Raw genomic sequence first — 15,084 nt, 5'->3', positions numbered from 1 at the left:
TGGTAATGCGATAAAACGATAAATGCTTTTGGTTAGCAACTCTCCGTCTAAAATCTTACTTTTGCATTCTTTTTAACAGTTTTTGATATGAGCATTGGTTTATCCGAACAGGAGATCTTACGACGTGAGTCGTTACAGCAGTTACGCAATTTAGGCATCAACCCTTACCCTGCCGAAGCATTCGAAATAAATGCCTGGGCAAAGGATATTGAAGAAAATTTTGAAAAAAATCCGGATGCCTATAAGTCGGTTAAAATTGCCGGCCGTATCATGAGCCGTAATATCATGGGCAGCGCCTCGTTCGCAAAACTGCAGGATAGTACCGGCCGTATCCAGATCTATTTAAAACGCGACGACCTGTGCCCCGGCGAGGATAAAACTTTATACAATACCGTATTTAAAAAACTGCTCGACCTGGGCGATTACATCGGTGTTGAAGGCTACGCTTTTACTACGCAAACCGGCGAGGTTTCGGTTCATGTGGTAAAAATGACGGTTCTGTCGAAATCGCTAAAACCACTGCCCGTTGTTAAACGCGATGAGGCAGGCAATATTCATGATGGCTTTACTGACCCGGAGCTGCGTTACCGCCAGCGCTATGTAGATTTAACGGTTAACCCGGAGTTCAAACAGATCTTCATCAACCGCTCGAAAGTTATCCGCACCATGCAGTCGTTTTTCGACGGCCAGGGATGGATGGAGGTAGAGACGCCTATACTGCAGGCGGTACACGGCGGCGCGGCGGCGCGGCCGTTTAAAACACACCACAATACGCTGGATATGCCTTTGTTTTTACGCATCGCCAACGAGTTGTACCTGAAAAGACTGATCGTTGCGGGTTTCGACGGTGTGTATGAGTTTGGCAAGATGTTCCGCAACGAGGGTATGGACCGCACCCATAACCCGGAGTTTACGTCGGTCGAGATCTATGTGGCCTATAAGGACTATATCTGGATGATGAAGATGGTTGAAGACTGTCTCGAAAAAGTAGCCATCGCCGTTCATGGCAGCCCGCAGATAAAATTCGGCGAACACATCATCAACTTTGCCGGCCCTTACGAAAAACTGAGCATGCACGACAGTATCCTGAAATATACAGGCATCGATGTATCGGCTATGGACGAAGCCGGCTTACGCGACACCTGCAAAAGCCTCGGCATTGAAGTGGATGACACCATGGGCAAAGGCAAACTGGTCGACGAGATATTCGGCGCCAGGGTAGAAGCCAACCTGATACAACCGACCTATATTACCGACTATCCTATCGAGATGACGCCGCTCGCCAAAAAGCATCGCAGCAAAGAAGGTTTGGTTGAACGTTTTGAGCTGTTTGTGATGGGTAAAGAAATTGCCAACGCTTACAGCGAACTGAACGACCCGATCGATCAGCGTGAGCGTTTTGAGGACCAGTTGATATTGGCCGGCCGTGGCGACGAGGAAGCGATGGCAATGGATGAAGACTTTTTGCGCGCGCTGGAGTATGGTATGCCGCCAACATCGGGCCTGGGTATCGGTATCGACCGTTTGGTGATGCTGATGACCGGGCAAACCACCATTCAGGAAGTACTCTTCTTCCCGCAGATGCGCCCCGAAAAGAAAGCTAAAGTAGCAACTGCTGAAGACTTTATAAACATCGGCGTACCGGCCGAATGGGTACCGGTGTTGAACAAAATGGGCTTTAATACCATCGAAGAGTTAAAAGCAGGCAACCCAAACAAGGTATTTAACGATCTGGGCGGGATGCGCAAAAAACTGAAACTGGACATGCCCATGCCAACTAAAGATGAAGTAATAGCCTGGTTTGCGTAAGTAGCTGGAAGCGCTTATAAATTATTGCTAAGCCCGGGATCGGAAACAGATTCAGGGCTTTTTTTCTGCTGTCTGGTAAATCCGAAATCGAAAATTCGGAATCCGAATCCAAAGCCACTGGTTTACAAAAACTTAACAAAAGTTTAAAAATATCCAAACTTTCGCCGGAAAACGATTGTATATTTTTATAGAACCATTAAAGCGCAAATGTTATGATCAATACCAGCATAGAGATAACCGAGAGCGATTACCTTATCAAACTGAGCCGCAGCAAGTTCGATCTGTCGTTCATCCGCAACCTGATGACCATTGTGGAAATATCAAACCCGTCTGAAGACAGGGCCATACCCGATAAGAGTTTTTTAACTGATAATGTTCCGGCTATAGCCGACTATTACAGTCATCTCGACGAGAAATAGGATTAGCGTTTTATTTAAAACTGCTGGCGAAAGCCCCCGCGAATTACCTGTTGCTTATCCATCTGCGCCATTTGGTTCTTTAGCATCTTAATCTGTTCGGCAAGCAATTTATTGGTGTCGGCCTTGGTGGCTTCCTGTAAGTACATCTGTGCTTCGCGCTTATTACGTTTGGCCATTGCTATGCCTGCAAGGCTTAGTTTGGCCAAAGCTATATTGTGCGACATTTTCATGCCCAGCGAAAGCGCCTTTTTAAAGTATTTTTCGGCTTTCAGGGGCGCCTTGCGCGATTCGTTTAAGCCAAGCAGCAGGTTGTAGTAACCGTGTTGATTTTTGTTGAGTTCTTTCTCGTAGTCGGTAATTTTCATCAGCCAGGCTTCGGCTTTTACGGTGTTTTCTTTACGCAGGTAAAACTGGGCCATGATCATTTTTTCGTTGATGAAATAAGTGGTCAGGATAAGGCCTCCGATCAGGAACACCAAAATCCCCCATCCCCAAAAGCCAAAGCCGCATAAAGTAACCCCTGCGCCCAAAACCACACACGCTATAACTAACCGAAGTATATTTGACATAATTTTTTTGCTGTTTAACAGCGCAAATATCTGTTTATTTGTACTGTTAACCAACATCTGTTTTACATTTATGTCAATCGATCTGGAGGCCTCGTGGCTACATGTTTTAAAGAGTGAGTTTGAGCAGCCCTACATGCTTAAACTAAAAGAATTTTTAAAAGCCGAAAAAGCAGCCGGATATACCGTTTATCCCAAAGGCAGCGAAATTTTTAACGCTTTTAACACCACCCCTTTCGACGATGTAAAAGTGGTTATCCTGGGGCAAGACCCTTATCATGGCCCGCGTCAGGCCCATGGCTTATCATTTTCGGTACAGAAAGGTGTAGATGTACCGCCATCGCTGCGAAATATTTATAAGGAACTGCAAACCGATATTCCGGGTTTTATCATTCCGAATCATGGCAATTTAACAGAATGGGCCAAACAGGGCGTACTTTTATTGAATGCCACTTTAACCGTGCAGGCAGCAAATGCCGGCTCCCATCAAAAAAAGGGCTGGGAGCAATTTACCGATACCGTGATCAAAAAAATATCCGACGAGAAGCAGGGCGTCGTTTTTATACTCTGGGGCGCTTATGCACAATCAAAGAGCGCGCTGATTGACGAGAGCAAACATCTGGTCATCCGTTCGACACACCCATCCCCCCTGGCGGTAAGCCGGGGCGGTTTTTTTGGCTCGAAGCCTTTTTCAAGAGCTAATGATTACCTGGTACAGCAAGGCAAAAAACCTATCAACTGGCAGATACACTGATCAGCCCTGGCTGCCGTTTTGTTTTTTGCGCAGCTCTTCGTAAAGCACGATCACTTTTTTTTGAAGCGCGCTTATCTGGTTTTCGCGGTCCTGTACTTTTTGGATAATGGCCTCAACTTCCAGTTGCTGATCAATATCCTGTTGAACATCATCGGTAGCTAACAAATTGGCTAAGGGCACCGAGAATACCGCTGCAATTTGCTCAAGCCTGGACAGGTTGACGTCGGTAACGCCCGTTTCGATTTTTGAAAACGCCGGGATAGATATGCCTAATTTGGCAGCGATATCACCCTGGCTCCATCCATACTGTTGCCGTAACGACCGAATGTTTTTTGCTAATACCTCCATTTTGATACGTAAAGTTTAATCAATTGTAACAGTTTTAAATTGGCTATTTTATTGACAGGTAACTTATACGGAGATTTTGCTTTTATAGTTATAAAAAAAACGTCATTGCCCGACATTTTTTTTTCGGAAAGGCTAATCCTATTATTTAAATAACTGATAATGAATAAAATAAACGGGTATAATACTTGTCGTTTATACCTTTTTCGAGGTTTCGTGAAGCATGCCGCTCATATCGATGATATTATCATCAATTTCCGATACGCATTTATTCATCAGTTTAATGCACTCGTCCTGTTCGATGAGGTTGTCTTTTTCCAGGTTAAGCAAACCTTTAAGCGTAGCTATAGGGCCGCGTATCTGGTGCGATAAGTGGAGCGAGTAGTCGGCAAGTTTTTTGTTTTTGATTTGCAGATCTTTTGTCCTGTCGTCAATAATTTCTTCCAGGTGATGATTGATCTGGTTCAGGTTTTCTTTTTGCTCGGTTATCTTTTCGTTCAGGCGGGTGAGGTCCTGGTTGGTTTTAGCTTTGCGGTTTACGTTGTTGATCAGCAGGATAACCAATACCACCAGCAGACCCGCAACCAACACGGTAGACCAGAACAGTATCCTGTCGCGCGAGCGCTGCGCCAGCATCATCTCGTTATTATGCTCGTTTTCTTCCTGCTTGGTTTGCTCCTTAAGCAGTTTAAGACTATTTGAAACATCCGTGTGGTTCTTGATGCTATCTGCACGGTAAATCTCATATAAAAGAGAAAGTGCCACCTGGTAGTTCTTTCGTTTTGACTCCAGTTGAAAGCGGGTTAGCTTATAGTCGTACTTCAGTTTATCGCTGTTTACCAAAGTAGCATAATTCAATCCTTCTTCAAGATAGTGCTCCGCTTTATCAAACTGGTTTTTGGCAATAAATATTGAGGTGAGCGTTAAGTTAATACTGGCTACGGCCGTATTCAGATCCTTTTCTTTAGCCTGTGCATTAGCCTGCAGCAACAATACCAATGCGGTATCTAACTTGTTCTGATTGTAATAGATTACGCCTTTATTCTGTAAACACTGTATCAAATTCACGGTGTTATTCAGCTTTTTGAACAGGACATTACTCATCTCGTAATATTCCAGCGCTTTATTTAAATTCTTTTTCCGATAATAAATACTGCCAAAATTTAAATAAATAGTTGCTATAAGGTCTTCATCCTTTACTTTCAGGGCCACGTTTAAGGCTGACTCATAGTTCTTTATGGCTTCATCATAATCACTTTCGCGATACAAGTTTCCGATATTATTAGTAACTTTGGCAACGCCATCCTGGTTATTGGCGTCCTGGTATATTTTTTGAGCTACCAGGTAGTATTTAAGTGCTTCTACCTGTTTCGTTTGATAATAATAACCAATACCAATTACACGGTTTGCTTCGGCCATACCGTTAACATAACCTATTTTGGTGGCGAGCGCCAAAGCTTTATTTGCCTGGGTAATGAGTTCGGCTGGATTTGTTAAACGGTTGTTATATGCTTTTTTATTTAATGCGATCACATCTGTACTATCCAAAGCTGCTCCGGATGCATTAAAAGACACATTTAGCAAAAAGCATAGCAATGAATACAGGAAAACAGATTTGAATTTCATTAAATAAAAATAGTATATTTCAAACGGCGAACCAAAATAAAAATAATTGGTTGTATACGGAACAACAAAAAGAAATGTTTCGTATAACACGAGAAAAATATTTTTAAAGAAAAAAAAATGCAAAATTATGAAATAAATTTTGACACATAGAAATTTGTCTGTATGTTTGCTGAACAAAAGGTAGAGATAACACTCATAACTACCTTTAAATAAATTACTTATGATGTAATTTTTAAGTAATTTTTTGTGACTTTTATGACACTATTGACGCCTAAAAACGGCGTTGAAAAGTGACTGAAAATCACGCAAAAAAACAGGCTTTACTGCCGGTTATTGGCAAGTTCCTGCTGGTTGAATTATAATTAATATTAAAAAATATAACATAAACGACATTATTTACACATTAACGAATTAAAACATCAAATGAAAAAGATTATCATAGCCGCCATCGCCATTTTAACTACAGGTTTAGTACCATCGTGTACCAAGGATAACAGTGTAAAACCTGCTTCGGTTAAAGTTCAATCTACCACTGCAGACAAATCTGACGTTGGCAGCGGCGATACAGCCGGAGGTTCATCAACTACCGGAAGCGGCGACGGAACAACTACCGGTGGTAATTAATTTCAAACAAAAAAGCAAGATATAACCCTTAAATAACTGTCAAAAACTCAAAAAAATGAAAAAGATCATCATCATAGCTTTCGCAATCTTGACTACCGGCCTGGTATCATCGTGCACTAAAGACAACAGCGTTAAACCTGCTTCGGTTAAAGTTCAATCTACCACTGCAGACAAATCTGACGTTGGCAGCGGCGACTAATTAACTATCATCATATCCTATTTAAAAACTATCAAAACATTAAAAAAATGAAAAAGATCATCATCATAGCTTTCGCAATCTTAACTACCGGCCTGGTATCATCGTGCACTAAAGACAATAGCGTTAAACCTGCTTCGGTTAAAGTTCAATCTACCACTGCAGACAAATCTGACGTTGGCAGCGGCGACTAATTAACTATCATCATACCCTATTTAAAAACTATCAAAACATTAAAAAAATGAAAAAGATCATCATCATAGCTTTCGCAATCTTAACTACCGGCCTGGTATCATCGTGCACTAAAGACAACAGCGTAAAACCTGCTTCGGTTAAAGTTCAATCTACCACTGCAGACAAATCTGACGTTGGCAGCGGCGACTAATTAACTATCATCATACCCTATTTAAAAACTATCAAAACATTAAAAAAATGAAAAAGATCATCATCATAGCTTTCGCAATCTTAACTACCGGCCTGGTATCATCGTGCACTAAAGACAACAGCGTAAAACCTGCTTCGGTTAAAGTTCAATCTACCACTGCAGACAAATCTGACGTTGGCAGCGGCGACTAATTAACTATCATCATACCCTATTTAAAAACTATCAAAACATTAAAAAAATGAAAAAGATCATCATCATAGCTTTCGCAATCTTAACTACCGGCCTGGTATCATCGTGCACTAAAGACAACAGCGTAAAACCTGCTTCGGTTAAAGTTCAATCTACCACTGCAGACAAATCTGACGTTGGCAGCGGCGATAACGCAGGCGGCTCTTCAACCGGTTCGGGCGACGGTACTACCACAAACCCATAAACATCTATTTAAACTAACTCTTAAACCCTACAGAAAATGAAAAAGATCATCATCATAGCTTTCGCAATCTTAACTACCGGCCTGGTATCATCGTGCACTAAAGATAACAGCGTAAAACCTGCTTCGGTTAAAGTTCAATCTACCACTGCAGACAAATCTGACGTTGGCAGCGGCGATAACGCAGGCGGCTCTTCAACCGGTTCGGGCGACGGTACTACCACAAACCCATAAACATATTTAAACCAACCCTAATTATTTTGAAACTTAAAACCCTACAAAAAATGAAAAAGATCATCATCACAGCAATCGCAGCAACAACCGTTGGTATGGTAGCATCCTGCACTAAAAACAGCGGCATACAACCTGCTTCAGTTCAATCACAATCTGTTGCTTCAGATAAATCAGATGTAGGTAGCGGCGACTCTGCCGGCGGCTCGGCCCTTGTTAGCGGTGGTGCTTCTGCGCCTATTGTTGCTGATACTACCAAAATAACCAAATCAAAAAAAGGACGCTAAAAAAGTATACTAATTATTAAAAATCCCCATTTATAAATTATTAAAACTCACCAGTCATGAAAAAGATCATCATCCTTGCAGTAGCTTTATTATCAACAGGTATCGTATTTGCAACCACTGCGTTAACCAAACATAACGATGAAAAAACTGCCATAGTTAAAGTAGATGCAACCGCAACTACCGGCCATACTGTAGCTAACGATGCGGTAGCAAGCGCCGACTAATTTTCAATATCATCAAATAAATAACCGGAGATGGTGTAGAGAGATGGCTCTTCTCCGGAAAAGATTGTGCGGATCACACGGCAAACTACATCTTAAAAGAAGTCCTTATTTTGCCACGATCATTTTTTTGCTGAGCTGCCTGCCGGCAACCTGCATAACATATACATATACACCGGGCGACAGATCGCTAATGGTAACATTTACTTCGTGATAGCCCGAATTGTAAAACTCGTTAGCTACGATATTTTTTACCACTGCGCCCGTCATGCTGTAAAGCTGTATATTGATCCGGCCCGACTCGGTTAAGCTGAAACCGATAGTAGTAGCATTCCTGGCCGGGTTAGGGAAGTTTTGATTAAGACCGACCAACAGCAACTTACTCTCGATAGCTGCATTGATAGCATCAAACCATATATAACCGATCAGCTTATCGCCCTGTGCATTCGGGTGTATCCCATCGGCCTGGTACAGTGCAAAATTACGGCCCATAGCGGCATTAATATCGGCCAGGTAAATATGATTTTGTAACACCAATTGTTTATAACCTGCATTAATGCGGTTTACATAGCTGTTGGTAGTTTTATAAACAGCATTACCTTTATCATTTAAATATTGCACCGTACCTATAACAGGGATAAGATTAGCTTTTAAGCACTTCTCTATCATAGCCTGCATATTTTGCTGAACTACCTTTAAAGCGGCATTGATTTTAGCTGTACTTAAACCGGGCGTATTGGCCAGGTTTAAAGCATCATTAAGCCCCATTAAAATACAAACAAAACCGGTACGGCCGGCTATGGCCAAATCAAAACGGGCAAGGCCCTGGGTGGTGGTTTCGCCTGGTACGCCCCAGTTGGTAATGGATATATATTTACCGGTATAGCAGTACTGAAAATTTTGCTGCAGGTAAGGCTGGAATGAAAAGCCGTTTACCCCGGCAACGGTACTTGCCCCAAACGTGGTGACAATAATACTATCTTTACTGTAAAATTTTGACGCAACACTACAGCTCGGGGCCTGGGCCCAGGTTCTTACTATTACAAAACACGCGAAAAGGAGAAAAAGTAAAGTTTTTTTACAATGACTCATTTTGAGTTTAATAGCTTAATCTGTAGGTAACTACACAAATATACAACCATAAATTTACTTTACGGCTATTTGTTTACTGATATGTAGCGCAGTCGGCCCCAATTATACAAAATTGAACGAATAATAGAAATTTCAATGCAAAAGATACGCTGCTTCGGCACCTGATTGTGCTTTCGGCCCGGCTTATCAAAAAATTACGTAGCACACATTCCCCATACGTGGGCATTTCTTACATCTGTGCACCATATTTAAAGGCGGCGCCGCAACTTCTCCGTATCTGGCAAGGTACTACCATCTGTAGCCACATATACCGTAAAGTATAAATTCTATATTTGCGTTAAAATTTAAATTATGCAGGCAATAAAAAATTATGTAGAAGCCAATAAAGACAGGCTGCTGAATGAGCTTTTTGAATTATTGCGTTTTCCATCGGTCAGTGCCGATCCGAAATATAAAGAACATGTATTGAAAACTGCCGACTATGTAGCGCAAAAGCTGCGCGATGCCGGCGCGGATAATGTTGAAGTTTGCCAAACAGCCGGTTACCCGATAGTTTACGGCGAAAAGATCATTGACCCTTCGCTGCCCACGGTTTTAACTTACGGGCACTACGACGTACAACCGCCCGACCCGCTCGAACTTTGGAAAACACCTCCTTTTGAACCGACCGTACGCGACGGCAAAATATATGCCCGCGGCGCCTGCGACGATAAGGGCCAGTTTTATATGCACGTTAAAGCCTTTGAGCTGATGATGCAAACCAACACTTTGCCCTGCAACATCAAATTCATGATCGAAGGTGAGGAAGAAGTAGGCTCGGATAACCTGGGTATTTTTGTTAAACAGAACAAAGATCGCCTAAAAGCCGATGTGGTGCTGATATCCGATACCTCGATGATCAGTATGGAAAACCCCTCGCTCGAAACCGGGTTGCGTGGCCTTACTTACCTCGAAGTTGAAGTTGTGGGCCCCAACCGCGATCTGCACTCGGGCGTTTACGGCGGCGCGGTAGCTAATCCTGCTACCATCCTGGCCAAAATGATCGCTTCTCTGCACGATGAGAACAATCATATTACCATACCCGGTTTCTACGATAAGGTTATCGACCTCACCCCGGCCGAACGCAAGGCATTAAACGAAGCGCCTTACGATGAAACCGAATACAAAGCCGATCTTGACGTTAAAGAACTCTGGGGCGAAAAAGGATACACTACCTTTGAACGCACCGGCACCCGCCCTACCCTGGAGGTTAACGGTATATGGAGCGGTTACATCGGCGAAGGCGCTAAAACCGTACTGCCGTCAAAAGCCAATGCCAAGATATCAATGCGCCTGGTGCCCAACCAGCACTCGGATGAGATCTTCCAGCTTTTTGCTGATCATTTTACCAAAATAGCGCCGCCTTATGTTAAGGTTAAGGTAACCCCGCACCATGGCGGCGAACCGGTGGTAACACCTACCGACAGCGTGGCTTTCCGTGCGGCCGAAAAGGCGATCGAAACATCGTTCGGTAAAAAACCTATCCCGACACGCGGCGGTGGCAGTATCCCGATCGTAGCCTTGTTTGAAGAAGTACTGGGCATTAAAACGGTACTGATGGGCTTTGGTCTGGATAGCGATGCCCTGCATTCGCCAAACGAAAAGTATGATATCTTTAACTATTACAAAGGCATCGAAACTATACCACTGTTCCACAAATATTTTGCGGAACTGAATAGTCAGTAGTGAATGGTGAGTAGTAAGAATACCGTTAAATATTATAAATTTACGCCAACGCTTAAGCTAAGAGTTTTTTTTGACTTTTAACTTTTGACTTTTGACTTGTTAGATGGATATATCTGTTGTAGTTCCTTTATATAACGAAGTGGAATCTTTACCCGAACTAACCTCGTGGATAGCTAAGGTAATGAGCGATAACCGCTTCAGTTACGAGATTATTCTGGTTGACGACGGAAGCAATGATGGCTCGTGGCAGATGATACAGAAGCTAAGCGAAGGCAACGCCCATATTAAAGGTATCCGCTTCCGCCGCAATTATGGCAAATCGGCAGCGCTGAACACCGGCTTTGCCAGGGCCGAAGGCAACGTGGTGATCACGATGGATGCCGACCTGCAGGACAGCCCCGACGAGATACCCGAACTTTACCGCCGCATAACCGAAGAACAGTACGACCTGATATCGGGCTGGAAAGCCAAACGGCACGATCCGCTGAGCAAAACCATCCCGACCAAACTATTTAACGCGGCAACACGCAGCATGAGCGGCATCCGCAACCTGCACGATTTTAACTGCGGTTTAAAGGCTTACCGCAAAGCAGTGGTGAAAAACATCGAGGTATACGGCGAAATGCACCGTTATATACCGGTGCTGGCCAAGTGGGCAGGTTTTACCAAAATTGGCGAACAGGTGGTTGAGCACCGCGCCCGCAAATACGGCAAAACCAAATTTGGCATGAGCCGGTTTGTGAACGGCTTTCTCGATCTGCTCTCGATATTTTTTGTGGGCAAGTTTGGCAAGCGCCCGATGCACTTTTTTGGCAGCATGGGCGTATTGAGCTTCCTGGCTGGTTTTATTTGTGCGATATGGATCATCTGGGAAAAGCAATCCATCATAGCTTTTAACGAAAAGAACCATACGCATATCCAATACCGCGACGCTACACAGAACCCATTGTTTTATATAGCGTTGGTGGCTGTGGTAGTAGGTTTCCAGTTGTTCCTTACGGGATTTGTATCCGAACTGGTATCGCGCAACGGCAACGATCGGAATAATTATCAAATAGCGGAGGTTATTTAAAAGTATAAGCCCCTCCCAACCCTCCCCGGGAGGGAGGGCTTTAAAAGGTCTCCCCTTTCGGGGGAGATTTAGAGGGGGCTATGCACATCTAAAAACATGTTTTTCTCCATCATCATACCTTTATATAACCGTCCGCAGGAGATCAAAGAACTGCTGCAAACCCTCACAGCGCAAACTTATACACAGTTTGAGGTTTTGGTTATCGAAGATGGATCGGTAAATGATGCGAAGAACGTGGTGGCGACCTTTGCCAACAGGCTCGATATCAGGTATTTTGCAAAACCTAACGAAGGCCAGGGCTTTGCCCGCAATTATGGCTTTGGCAAAGCTAAAGGAGATTATTTTATTGTTTTCGACAGCGATTGCCTGATACCAGAAAACTATCTGGAGACCGTTAGGAATTACCTGTACGAGCACCCGCTTGATGCTTTCGGCGGACCCGACGGTGCGCATACTTCGTTTACAGCGGTGCAAAAAGCCATCAGCTACAGCATGACCTCGCCATTTACCACCGGCGGGATACGCGGCAATAAAAAAGGCATCGGCCAGTTCCATCCGCGTAGTTTTAACATGGGCATCTCGCGCGAGGTTTGGGAAAAAACCGGCGGTTATATCATTACCCGCCTGGGCGAAGATATCGAGTTCAGCATCCGCATCCATAAAATGGGTTTTAAGATCGGGCTCATTCCTAAAGCCATCGTCTATCACAAACGGCGGACAAATTTTATCAGCTTTTATAAACAGCTGCATTTTTTCGGACGGGCGCGCATCAACATTTATAAATTCTTCCCCGGCGAGTTAAAACTGGTTCATTTTTTCCCGGCGGTGTTCACCCTGGGCGTTTTTATGACGATTATCCTCAATTTTGCTTATCCGCCGCTGGGCAAATTATTCGATATCTTTTTCGCGGTTTACATTTTGTTGATATTTTTTCATTCGCTAATTCAAAATAAATCGGTAAAAGTTGCACTTTTGAGTATTATTGCCTCGGTTATTCAGTTAACCGCTTACGGATTGGGATTTATGCAGGATATGTGGAAGCGGGTGATAATTAATAAAAAGTAAAAGCATGTACCATCCTTTTTCTATTGCGGATACCCTAAAAACTGCATGGAATATTTTTAAAAATAATTTCATTACCATTATCGTTTACTCGGTCATCGTTTTCCTTATCCTGGCGGCACTGGCGTTTATCGTTGAATTTTTTGTGCCTCCCGGAAGTTATTATATAGACATGCTTGCCTCGTTCCTGATGCTTTTTGTGCAGGCCTATACTACCCTCGGGTTATATAAATTAATATTTACCCTGATTGACAGCGAGCTTTACGAATTTGAGTTTTCTCAAATAGTGCCTAAGGTTAAAATGATACTGAGTTACCTTGCCGTAGCCTTTATTTTTGCGATAGTATTTGTAACTTTTAAACTGTTGCTCGAGAATTTTGTCACCAACGAAATACTAAACCAGCTACTATTTATATCGAGCGTTATTGGCGGCCTCTACCTTATTTTAAGGATCATGTTTTTCAACACTTTTATTGTCGACGATGACTCCGGCCCGATAGAATCACTAAAACAAAGCTTTCAGCTTACCAAAGGTTACCTTTTAAAGGTACTGTCTATTTTAGGCATAATTATGCTTTTGATTGCAGTTCCGGCACAATTATCACAATATTTTCCTCCCGCGTCGCTGTTCATTATTTTCAGCTATCCATTTGTTAATATCATACTCATGGTAACCTATCGCAAGCTGGTGTACAGCCACCAGGATGTGGACGACGATGTTACCGAAACTGTTTAACTATGGGATTAAAGGCCGCATTAAGCAAACCTTTTGCCGCTATTGTCAATATCCGGATAAACAGGCTGCGCAAAAATGCGGTGGCTCTGCAGCAAAAAATTTTTTATCAATTGATCAGCCACGCGGCAAATACTGCATTTGGTAAAGATCACGGGTTCCATTCGATAAAAACCTACGAGGATTTTAAAAGACAAGTACCCATCCGCGATTATGAAGAGCTGCGGCCCTATATCGACCGGATAACACACGGCGAGGACAATGTAATGTGGCCCGGCAAACCATTATACCTGTCAAAAACCTCGGGCACTACATCAGGTGTCAAATACATCCCGATCAGTAAAGAAAGCATGCCCGGGCACATCAAAGCTGCACGCAACGCTTTGCTAAGCTATATTCACGAAACAGGTAAAGCCGGTTTTGTGGATGGCAGCATGATATTTTTGCAGGGCAGCCCGGTCCTGGCCGAAAAGCATGGCATAGCAACTGGCCGGCTTTCGGGCATTGTGGCACACCATGTACCGCAATACCTGCAAAAAAACCGCAAGCCCAGCTACGAGGTAAACTGCATTGAGGATTGGGAAGAGAAAGTCGATGCGATTGTTGATGAAACGCTGAATGAGGATATGCGGCTGATATCGGGCATACCACCCTGGTGCCAGATGTATTTCGACCGCCTATCGGAAAAAACAGGCGGTAAAAAGATCAAAGACATCTTTCCAAATTTTAAACTCTTTGTATATGGCGGCGTAAACTACGAACCTTACCGCGCGCGTATAGAAGAAAGCATCGGCTTTGGGATAGATACCATCGAAACTTACCCTGCATCGGAAGGGTTTATCGCTTTCCAGGACTCGCAAAAAAATAAGGGCCTGCTGCTGCTGGCCGATTCGGGAATATTTTACGAGTTTATCCCGGTTGAGGAATACTTTGATACCAACCCTGCCCGCCTGAGCTTGGCAGATGTTGAGCTGGATAAAAACTATGCGCTGATACTGAACACCAATGCCGGGCTTTGGGGCTACAGCATAGGCGATACGGTAAAGTTTGTATCTAAAAATCCTTATAAAATTGTAGTAACCGGCCGTATCAAACATTACATCAGCGCCTTTGGCGAGCATGTGATAGGCGAAGAGGTTGAGCAGGCCCTGCTGAGCGTAGCCAAAGCCGAAGGCGTGGATATTGTTGAGTTTACGGTAGCACCGCAGGTTAATCCGCCGCAAGGCGAATTGCCTTACCACGAATGGTTTGTTGAGTTTGGCCGCGAACCAAAAGATATAACGGCCTTTAGCCTGAAAGTTGACGAGGCATTACAGAAAAAGAACATCTATTATTTTGATCTGATACAAGGCAGCATATTACAACCATTACAAATGCGAAGTTTACGTAAGGATGCCTTTATCAGCTACATGCGCAGCCAGGGCAAATTAGGCGGGCAAAATAAAGTACCCCGCCTGGCTAACGACCGTAAGATTGCCGATGAGCTGGCGGGGTACATCGTATAAGA

Annotated in this window: 21 protein-coding genes; 17 read left to right on the top strand and 4 right to left on the bottom strand. The window is 43.5% G+C overall.

Annotated features, from left to right (window positions below; translation table 11 throughout):
- Positions 1 to 87: 87 nt before the first annotated feature.
- Both lysS and BEL04_RS14135 read left to right on the top strand, forming a co-directional pair.
- The gene (lysS, locus tag BEL04_RS14140; protein WP_066004967.1) at positions 88 to 1,809 is read left to right on the top strand and encodes a lysine--tRNA ligase; all 1,722 of its coding nucleotides are present in this window, start codon (positions 88 to 90) and stop codon (positions 1,807 to 1,809) included.
- Positions 1,810 to 2,021: 212 nt separating this feature from the next.
- Positions 2,022 to 2,228 carry a hypothetical protein gene (locus BEL04_RS14135; RefSeq protein ID WP_066004965.1) on the top strand — a complete coding sequence of 69 codons (207 nt, stop codon included), beginning with the start codon at positions 2,022 to 2,024 and terminating at the stop codon, positions 2,226 to 2,228.
- Between the two features lie 14 nt (positions 2,229 to 2,242).
- Here the strand turns inward: BEL04_RS14135 and BEL04_RS14130 are convergent, their stop codons facing one another.
- A complete protein-coding gene (locus BEL04_RS14130) occupies positions 2,243 to 2,797 on the bottom strand; it encodes a hypothetical protein (RefSeq protein ID WP_066005302.1) in 555 nt (184 codons plus the stop codon).
- Between the two features lie 70 nt (positions 2,798 to 2,867).
- On the opposite strand from BEL04_RS14130, the gene ung reads away from it, so the two are divergent.
- On the top strand, positions 2,868 to 3,548 hold the full coding sequence (gene ung / locus BEL04_RS14125; RefSeq protein ID WP_066004961.1) for a uracil-DNA glycosylase: 681 nt from the start codon (positions 2,868 to 2,870) through the stop codon (positions 3,546 to 3,548).
- Here the strand turns inward: ung and BEL04_RS14120 are convergent, their stop codons facing one another.
- Together BEL04_RS14120 and BEL04_RS14115 are read right to left on the bottom strand one after the other, a co-directional pair.
- Complete coding sequence (locus tag BEL04_RS14120; protein ID WP_066004959.1) at positions 3,549 to 3,896, bottom strand: helix-turn-helix domain-containing protein; 348 nt, start codon at positions 3,894 to 3,896, stop codon at positions 3,549 to 3,551.
- A gap of 192 nt (positions 3,897 to 4,088) precedes the next feature.
- A complete protein-coding gene (locus BEL04_RS14115) occupies positions 4,089 to 5,519 on the bottom strand; it encodes a tetratricopeptide repeat protein (protein ID WP_139113047.1) in 1,431 nt (476 codons plus the stop codon).
- Positions 5,520 to 5,942: 423 nt separating this feature from the next.
- Here BEL04_RS14115 and BEL04_RS14110 point away from each other — a divergent pair, with 423 nt between their 5' ends.
- From BEL04_RS14110 to BEL04_RS24345, 9 genes are read left to right on the top strand one after another with little or no spacing between them, the layout of a single operon-like run.
- Positions 5,943 to 6,143: a hypothetical protein gene (locus BEL04_RS14110; protein ID WP_066004955.1), complete on the top strand. Its 201-nt coding sequence runs from the start codon at positions 5,943 to 5,945 to the stop codon at positions 6,141 to 6,143.
- A 55-nt stretch (positions 6,144 to 6,198) separates the two neighbouring features.
- The gene (locus BEL04_RS24365) at positions 6,199 to 6,342 is read left to right on the top strand and encodes a hypothetical protein (protein WP_175404082.1); all 144 of its coding nucleotides are present in this window, start codon (positions 6,199 to 6,201) and stop codon (positions 6,340 to 6,342) included.
- A 47-nt stretch (positions 6,343 to 6,389) separates the two neighbouring features.
- Positions 6,390 to 6,533, top strand: a complete 144-nt coding sequence (locus BEL04_RS24360; protein WP_175404082.1) for a hypothetical protein — start codon at positions 6,390 to 6,392, stop codon at positions 6,531 to 6,533.
- A gap of 47 nt (positions 6,534 to 6,580) precedes the next feature.
- Complete coding sequence (locus BEL04_RS24355) at positions 6,581 to 6,724, top strand: hypothetical protein (protein ID WP_175404082.1); 144 nt, start codon at positions 6,581 to 6,583, stop codon at positions 6,722 to 6,724.
- A 47-nt stretch (positions 6,725 to 6,771) separates the two neighbouring features.
- Entirely contained in the window at positions 6,772 to 6,915 is a 144-nt protein-coding gene (locus BEL04_RS24350; RefSeq protein WP_175404082.1) for a hypothetical protein, read from the top strand.
- A 47-nt stretch (positions 6,916 to 6,962) separates the two neighbouring features.
- Entirely contained in the window at positions 6,963 to 7,157 is a 195-nt protein-coding gene (locus BEL04_RS14105) for a hypothetical protein (RefSeq protein ID WP_066004954.1), read from the top strand.
- A 36-nt stretch (positions 7,158 to 7,193) separates the two neighbouring features.
- A complete protein-coding gene (locus BEL04_RS14100; RefSeq protein ID WP_066004954.1) occupies positions 7,194 to 7,388 on the top strand; it encodes a hypothetical protein in 195 nt (64 codons plus the stop codon).
- A gap of 50 nt (positions 7,389 to 7,438) precedes the next feature.
- A complete protein-coding gene (locus tag BEL04_RS14095; protein WP_066004953.1) occupies positions 7,439 to 7,672 on the top strand; it encodes a hypothetical protein in 234 nt (77 codons plus the stop codon).
- 56 nt (positions 7,673 to 7,728) lie between these two features.
- Positions 7,729 to 7,896, top strand: coding sequence for a hypothetical protein (locus BEL04_RS24345; RefSeq protein ID WP_175404081.1), 168 nt, complete (start codon positions 7,729 to 7,731; stop codon positions 7,894 to 7,896).
- A gap of 105 nt (positions 7,897 to 8,001) precedes the next feature.
- Here BEL04_RS24345 and BEL04_RS14090 read toward each other — a convergent pair whose 3' ends face one another.
- Entirely contained in the window at positions 8,002 to 8,985 is a 984-nt protein-coding gene (locus BEL04_RS14090; protein WP_066004950.1) for a GDSL-type esterase/lipase family protein, read from the bottom strand.
- A 351-nt stretch (positions 8,986 to 9,336) separates the two neighbouring features.
- On the opposite strand from BEL04_RS14090, the gene BEL04_RS14085 reads away from it, so the two are divergent.
- The 5 genes from BEL04_RS14085 (at position 9,337) to BEL04_RS14065 (ending at position 15,082) form a co-directional block, all read left to right on the top strand.
- On the top strand, positions 9,337 to 10,710 hold the full coding sequence (locus BEL04_RS14085) for a dipeptidase (RefSeq protein WP_066004948.1): 1,374 nt from the start codon (positions 9,337 to 9,339) through the stop codon (positions 10,708 to 10,710).
- 103 nt (positions 10,711 to 10,813) lie between these two features.
- Entirely contained in the window at positions 10,814 to 11,782 is a 969-nt protein-coding gene (locus BEL04_RS14080) for a glycosyltransferase (RefSeq protein WP_066004947.1), read from the top strand.
- A 96-nt stretch (positions 11,783 to 11,878) separates the two neighbouring features.
- Positions 11,879 to 12,847, top strand: a complete 969-nt coding sequence (locus tag BEL04_RS14075) for a glycosyltransferase family 2 protein (RefSeq protein WP_066004943.1) — start codon at positions 11,879 to 11,881, stop codon at positions 12,845 to 12,847.
- A gap of 4 nt (positions 12,848 to 12,851) precedes the next feature.
- The gene (locus BEL04_RS14070) at positions 12,852 to 13,580 is read left to right on the top strand and encodes a hypothetical protein (RefSeq protein WP_066004942.1); all 729 of its coding nucleotides are present in this window, start codon (positions 12,852 to 12,854) and stop codon (positions 13,578 to 13,580) included.
- Positions 13,581 to 13,582: 2 nt separating this feature from the next.
- Positions 13,583 to 15,082 (top strand): GH3 auxin-responsive promoter family protein, encoded by a 1,500-nt coding sequence (locus BEL04_RS14065; protein WP_066004941.1) that lies wholly within the window; start codon positions 13,583 to 13,585, stop codon positions 15,080 to 15,082.
- The last annotated feature ends 2 nt before the right edge of the window (positions 15,083 to 15,084 follow it).

The sequence above is a fragment of the Mucilaginibacter sp. PPCGB 2223 genome (genome assembly GCF_001705515.1).
In the GTDB taxonomy this organism is placed as follows: Bacteria; Bacteroidota; Bacteroidia; order Sphingobacteriales; family Sphingobacteriaceae; genus Mucilaginibacter.
This window is presented reverse-complemented; position numbering and strand designations above follow the sequence as displayed.

What these genes read in the sequence shown, in the direction of transcription:
- BEL04_RS14100 (WP_066004954.1), top strand. Translation starts at nt 7,194, where the DNA reads ATGAAAAAGATCATCATCATAGCTTTCGCAATCTTAACTACCGGCCTG.
- BEL04_RS14095 (WP_066004953.1), top strand. Translation starts at nt 7,439, where the DNA reads ATGAAAAAGATCATCATCACAGCAATCGCAGCAACAACCGTTGGTATG.
- BEL04_RS14075 (WP_066004943.1), top strand. Translation starts at nt 11,879, where the DNA reads ATGTTTTTCTCCATCATCATACCTTTATATAACCGTCCGCAGGAGATC.
- BEL04_RS14090 (WP_066004950.1), bottom strand. Translation starts at nt 8,985, where the DNA reads ATGAGTCATTGTAAAAAAACTTTACTTTTTCTCCTTTTCGCGTGTTTT.
- BEL04_RS14085 (WP_066004948.1), top strand. Translation starts at nt 9,337, where the DNA reads ATGCAGGCAATAAAAAATTATGTAGAAGCCAATAAAGACAGGCTGCTG.
- BEL04_RS14065 (WP_066004941.1), top strand. Translation starts at nt 13,583, where the DNA reads ATGGGATTAAAGGCCGCATTAAGCAAACCTTTTGCCGCTATTGTCAAT.
- BEL04_RS14105 (WP_066004954.1), top strand. Translation starts at nt 6,963, where the DNA reads ATGAAAAAGATCATCATCATAGCTTTCGCAATCTTAACTACCGGCCTG.
- BEL04_RS14115 (WP_139113047.1), bottom strand. Translation starts at nt 5,519, where the DNA reads ATGAAATTCAAATCTGTTTTCCTGTATTCATTGCTATGCTTTTTGCTA.
- lysS (WP_066004967.1), top strand. Translation starts at nt 88, where the DNA reads ATGAGCATTGGTTTATCCGAACAGGAGATCTTACGACGTGAGTCGTTA.
- BEL04_RS14110 (WP_066004955.1), top strand. Translation starts at nt 5,943, where the DNA reads ATGAAAAAGATTATCATAGCCGCCATCGCCATTTTAACTACAGGTTTA.
- BEL04_RS24355 (WP_175404082.1), top strand. Translation starts at nt 6,581, where the DNA reads ATGAAAAAGATCATCATCATAGCTTTCGCAATCTTAACTACCGGCCTG.
- BEL04_RS14070 (WP_066004942.1), top strand. Translation starts at nt 12,852, where the DNA reads ATGTACCATCCTTTTTCTATTGCGGATACCCTAAAAACTGCATGGAAT.
- BEL04_RS24350 (WP_175404082.1), top strand. Translation starts at nt 6,772, where the DNA reads ATGAAAAAGATCATCATCATAGCTTTCGCAATCTTAACTACCGGCCTG.
- BEL04_RS14135 (WP_066004965.1), top strand. Translation starts at nt 2,022, where the DNA reads ATGATCAATACCAGCATAGAGATAACCGAGAGCGATTACCTTATCAAA.
- BEL04_RS14080 (WP_066004947.1), top strand. Translation starts at nt 10,814, where the DNA reads ATGGATATATCTGTTGTAGTTCCTTTATATAACGAAGTGGAATCTTTA.
- BEL04_RS14130 (WP_066005302.1), bottom strand. Translation starts at nt 2,797, where the DNA reads ATGTCAAATATACTTCGGTTAGTTATAGCGTGTGTGGTTTTGGGCGCA.
- ung (WP_066004961.1), top strand. Translation starts at nt 2,868, where the DNA reads ATGTCAATCGATCTGGAGGCCTCGTGGCTACATGTTTTAAAGAGTGAG.
- BEL04_RS14120 (WP_066004959.1), bottom strand. Translation starts at nt 3,896, where the DNA reads ATGGAGGTATTAGCAAAAAACATTCGGTCGTTACGGCAACAGTATGGA.
- BEL04_RS24360 (WP_175404082.1), top strand. Translation starts at nt 6,390, where the DNA reads ATGAAAAAGATCATCATCATAGCTTTCGCAATCTTAACTACCGGCCTG.
- BEL04_RS24345 (WP_175404081.1), top strand. Translation starts at nt 7,729, where the DNA reads ATGAAAAAGATCATCATCCTTGCAGTAGCTTTATTATCAACAGGTATC.
- BEL04_RS24365 (WP_175404082.1), top strand. Translation starts at nt 6,199, where the DNA reads ATGAAAAAGATCATCATCATAGCTTTCGCAATCTTGACTACCGGCCTG.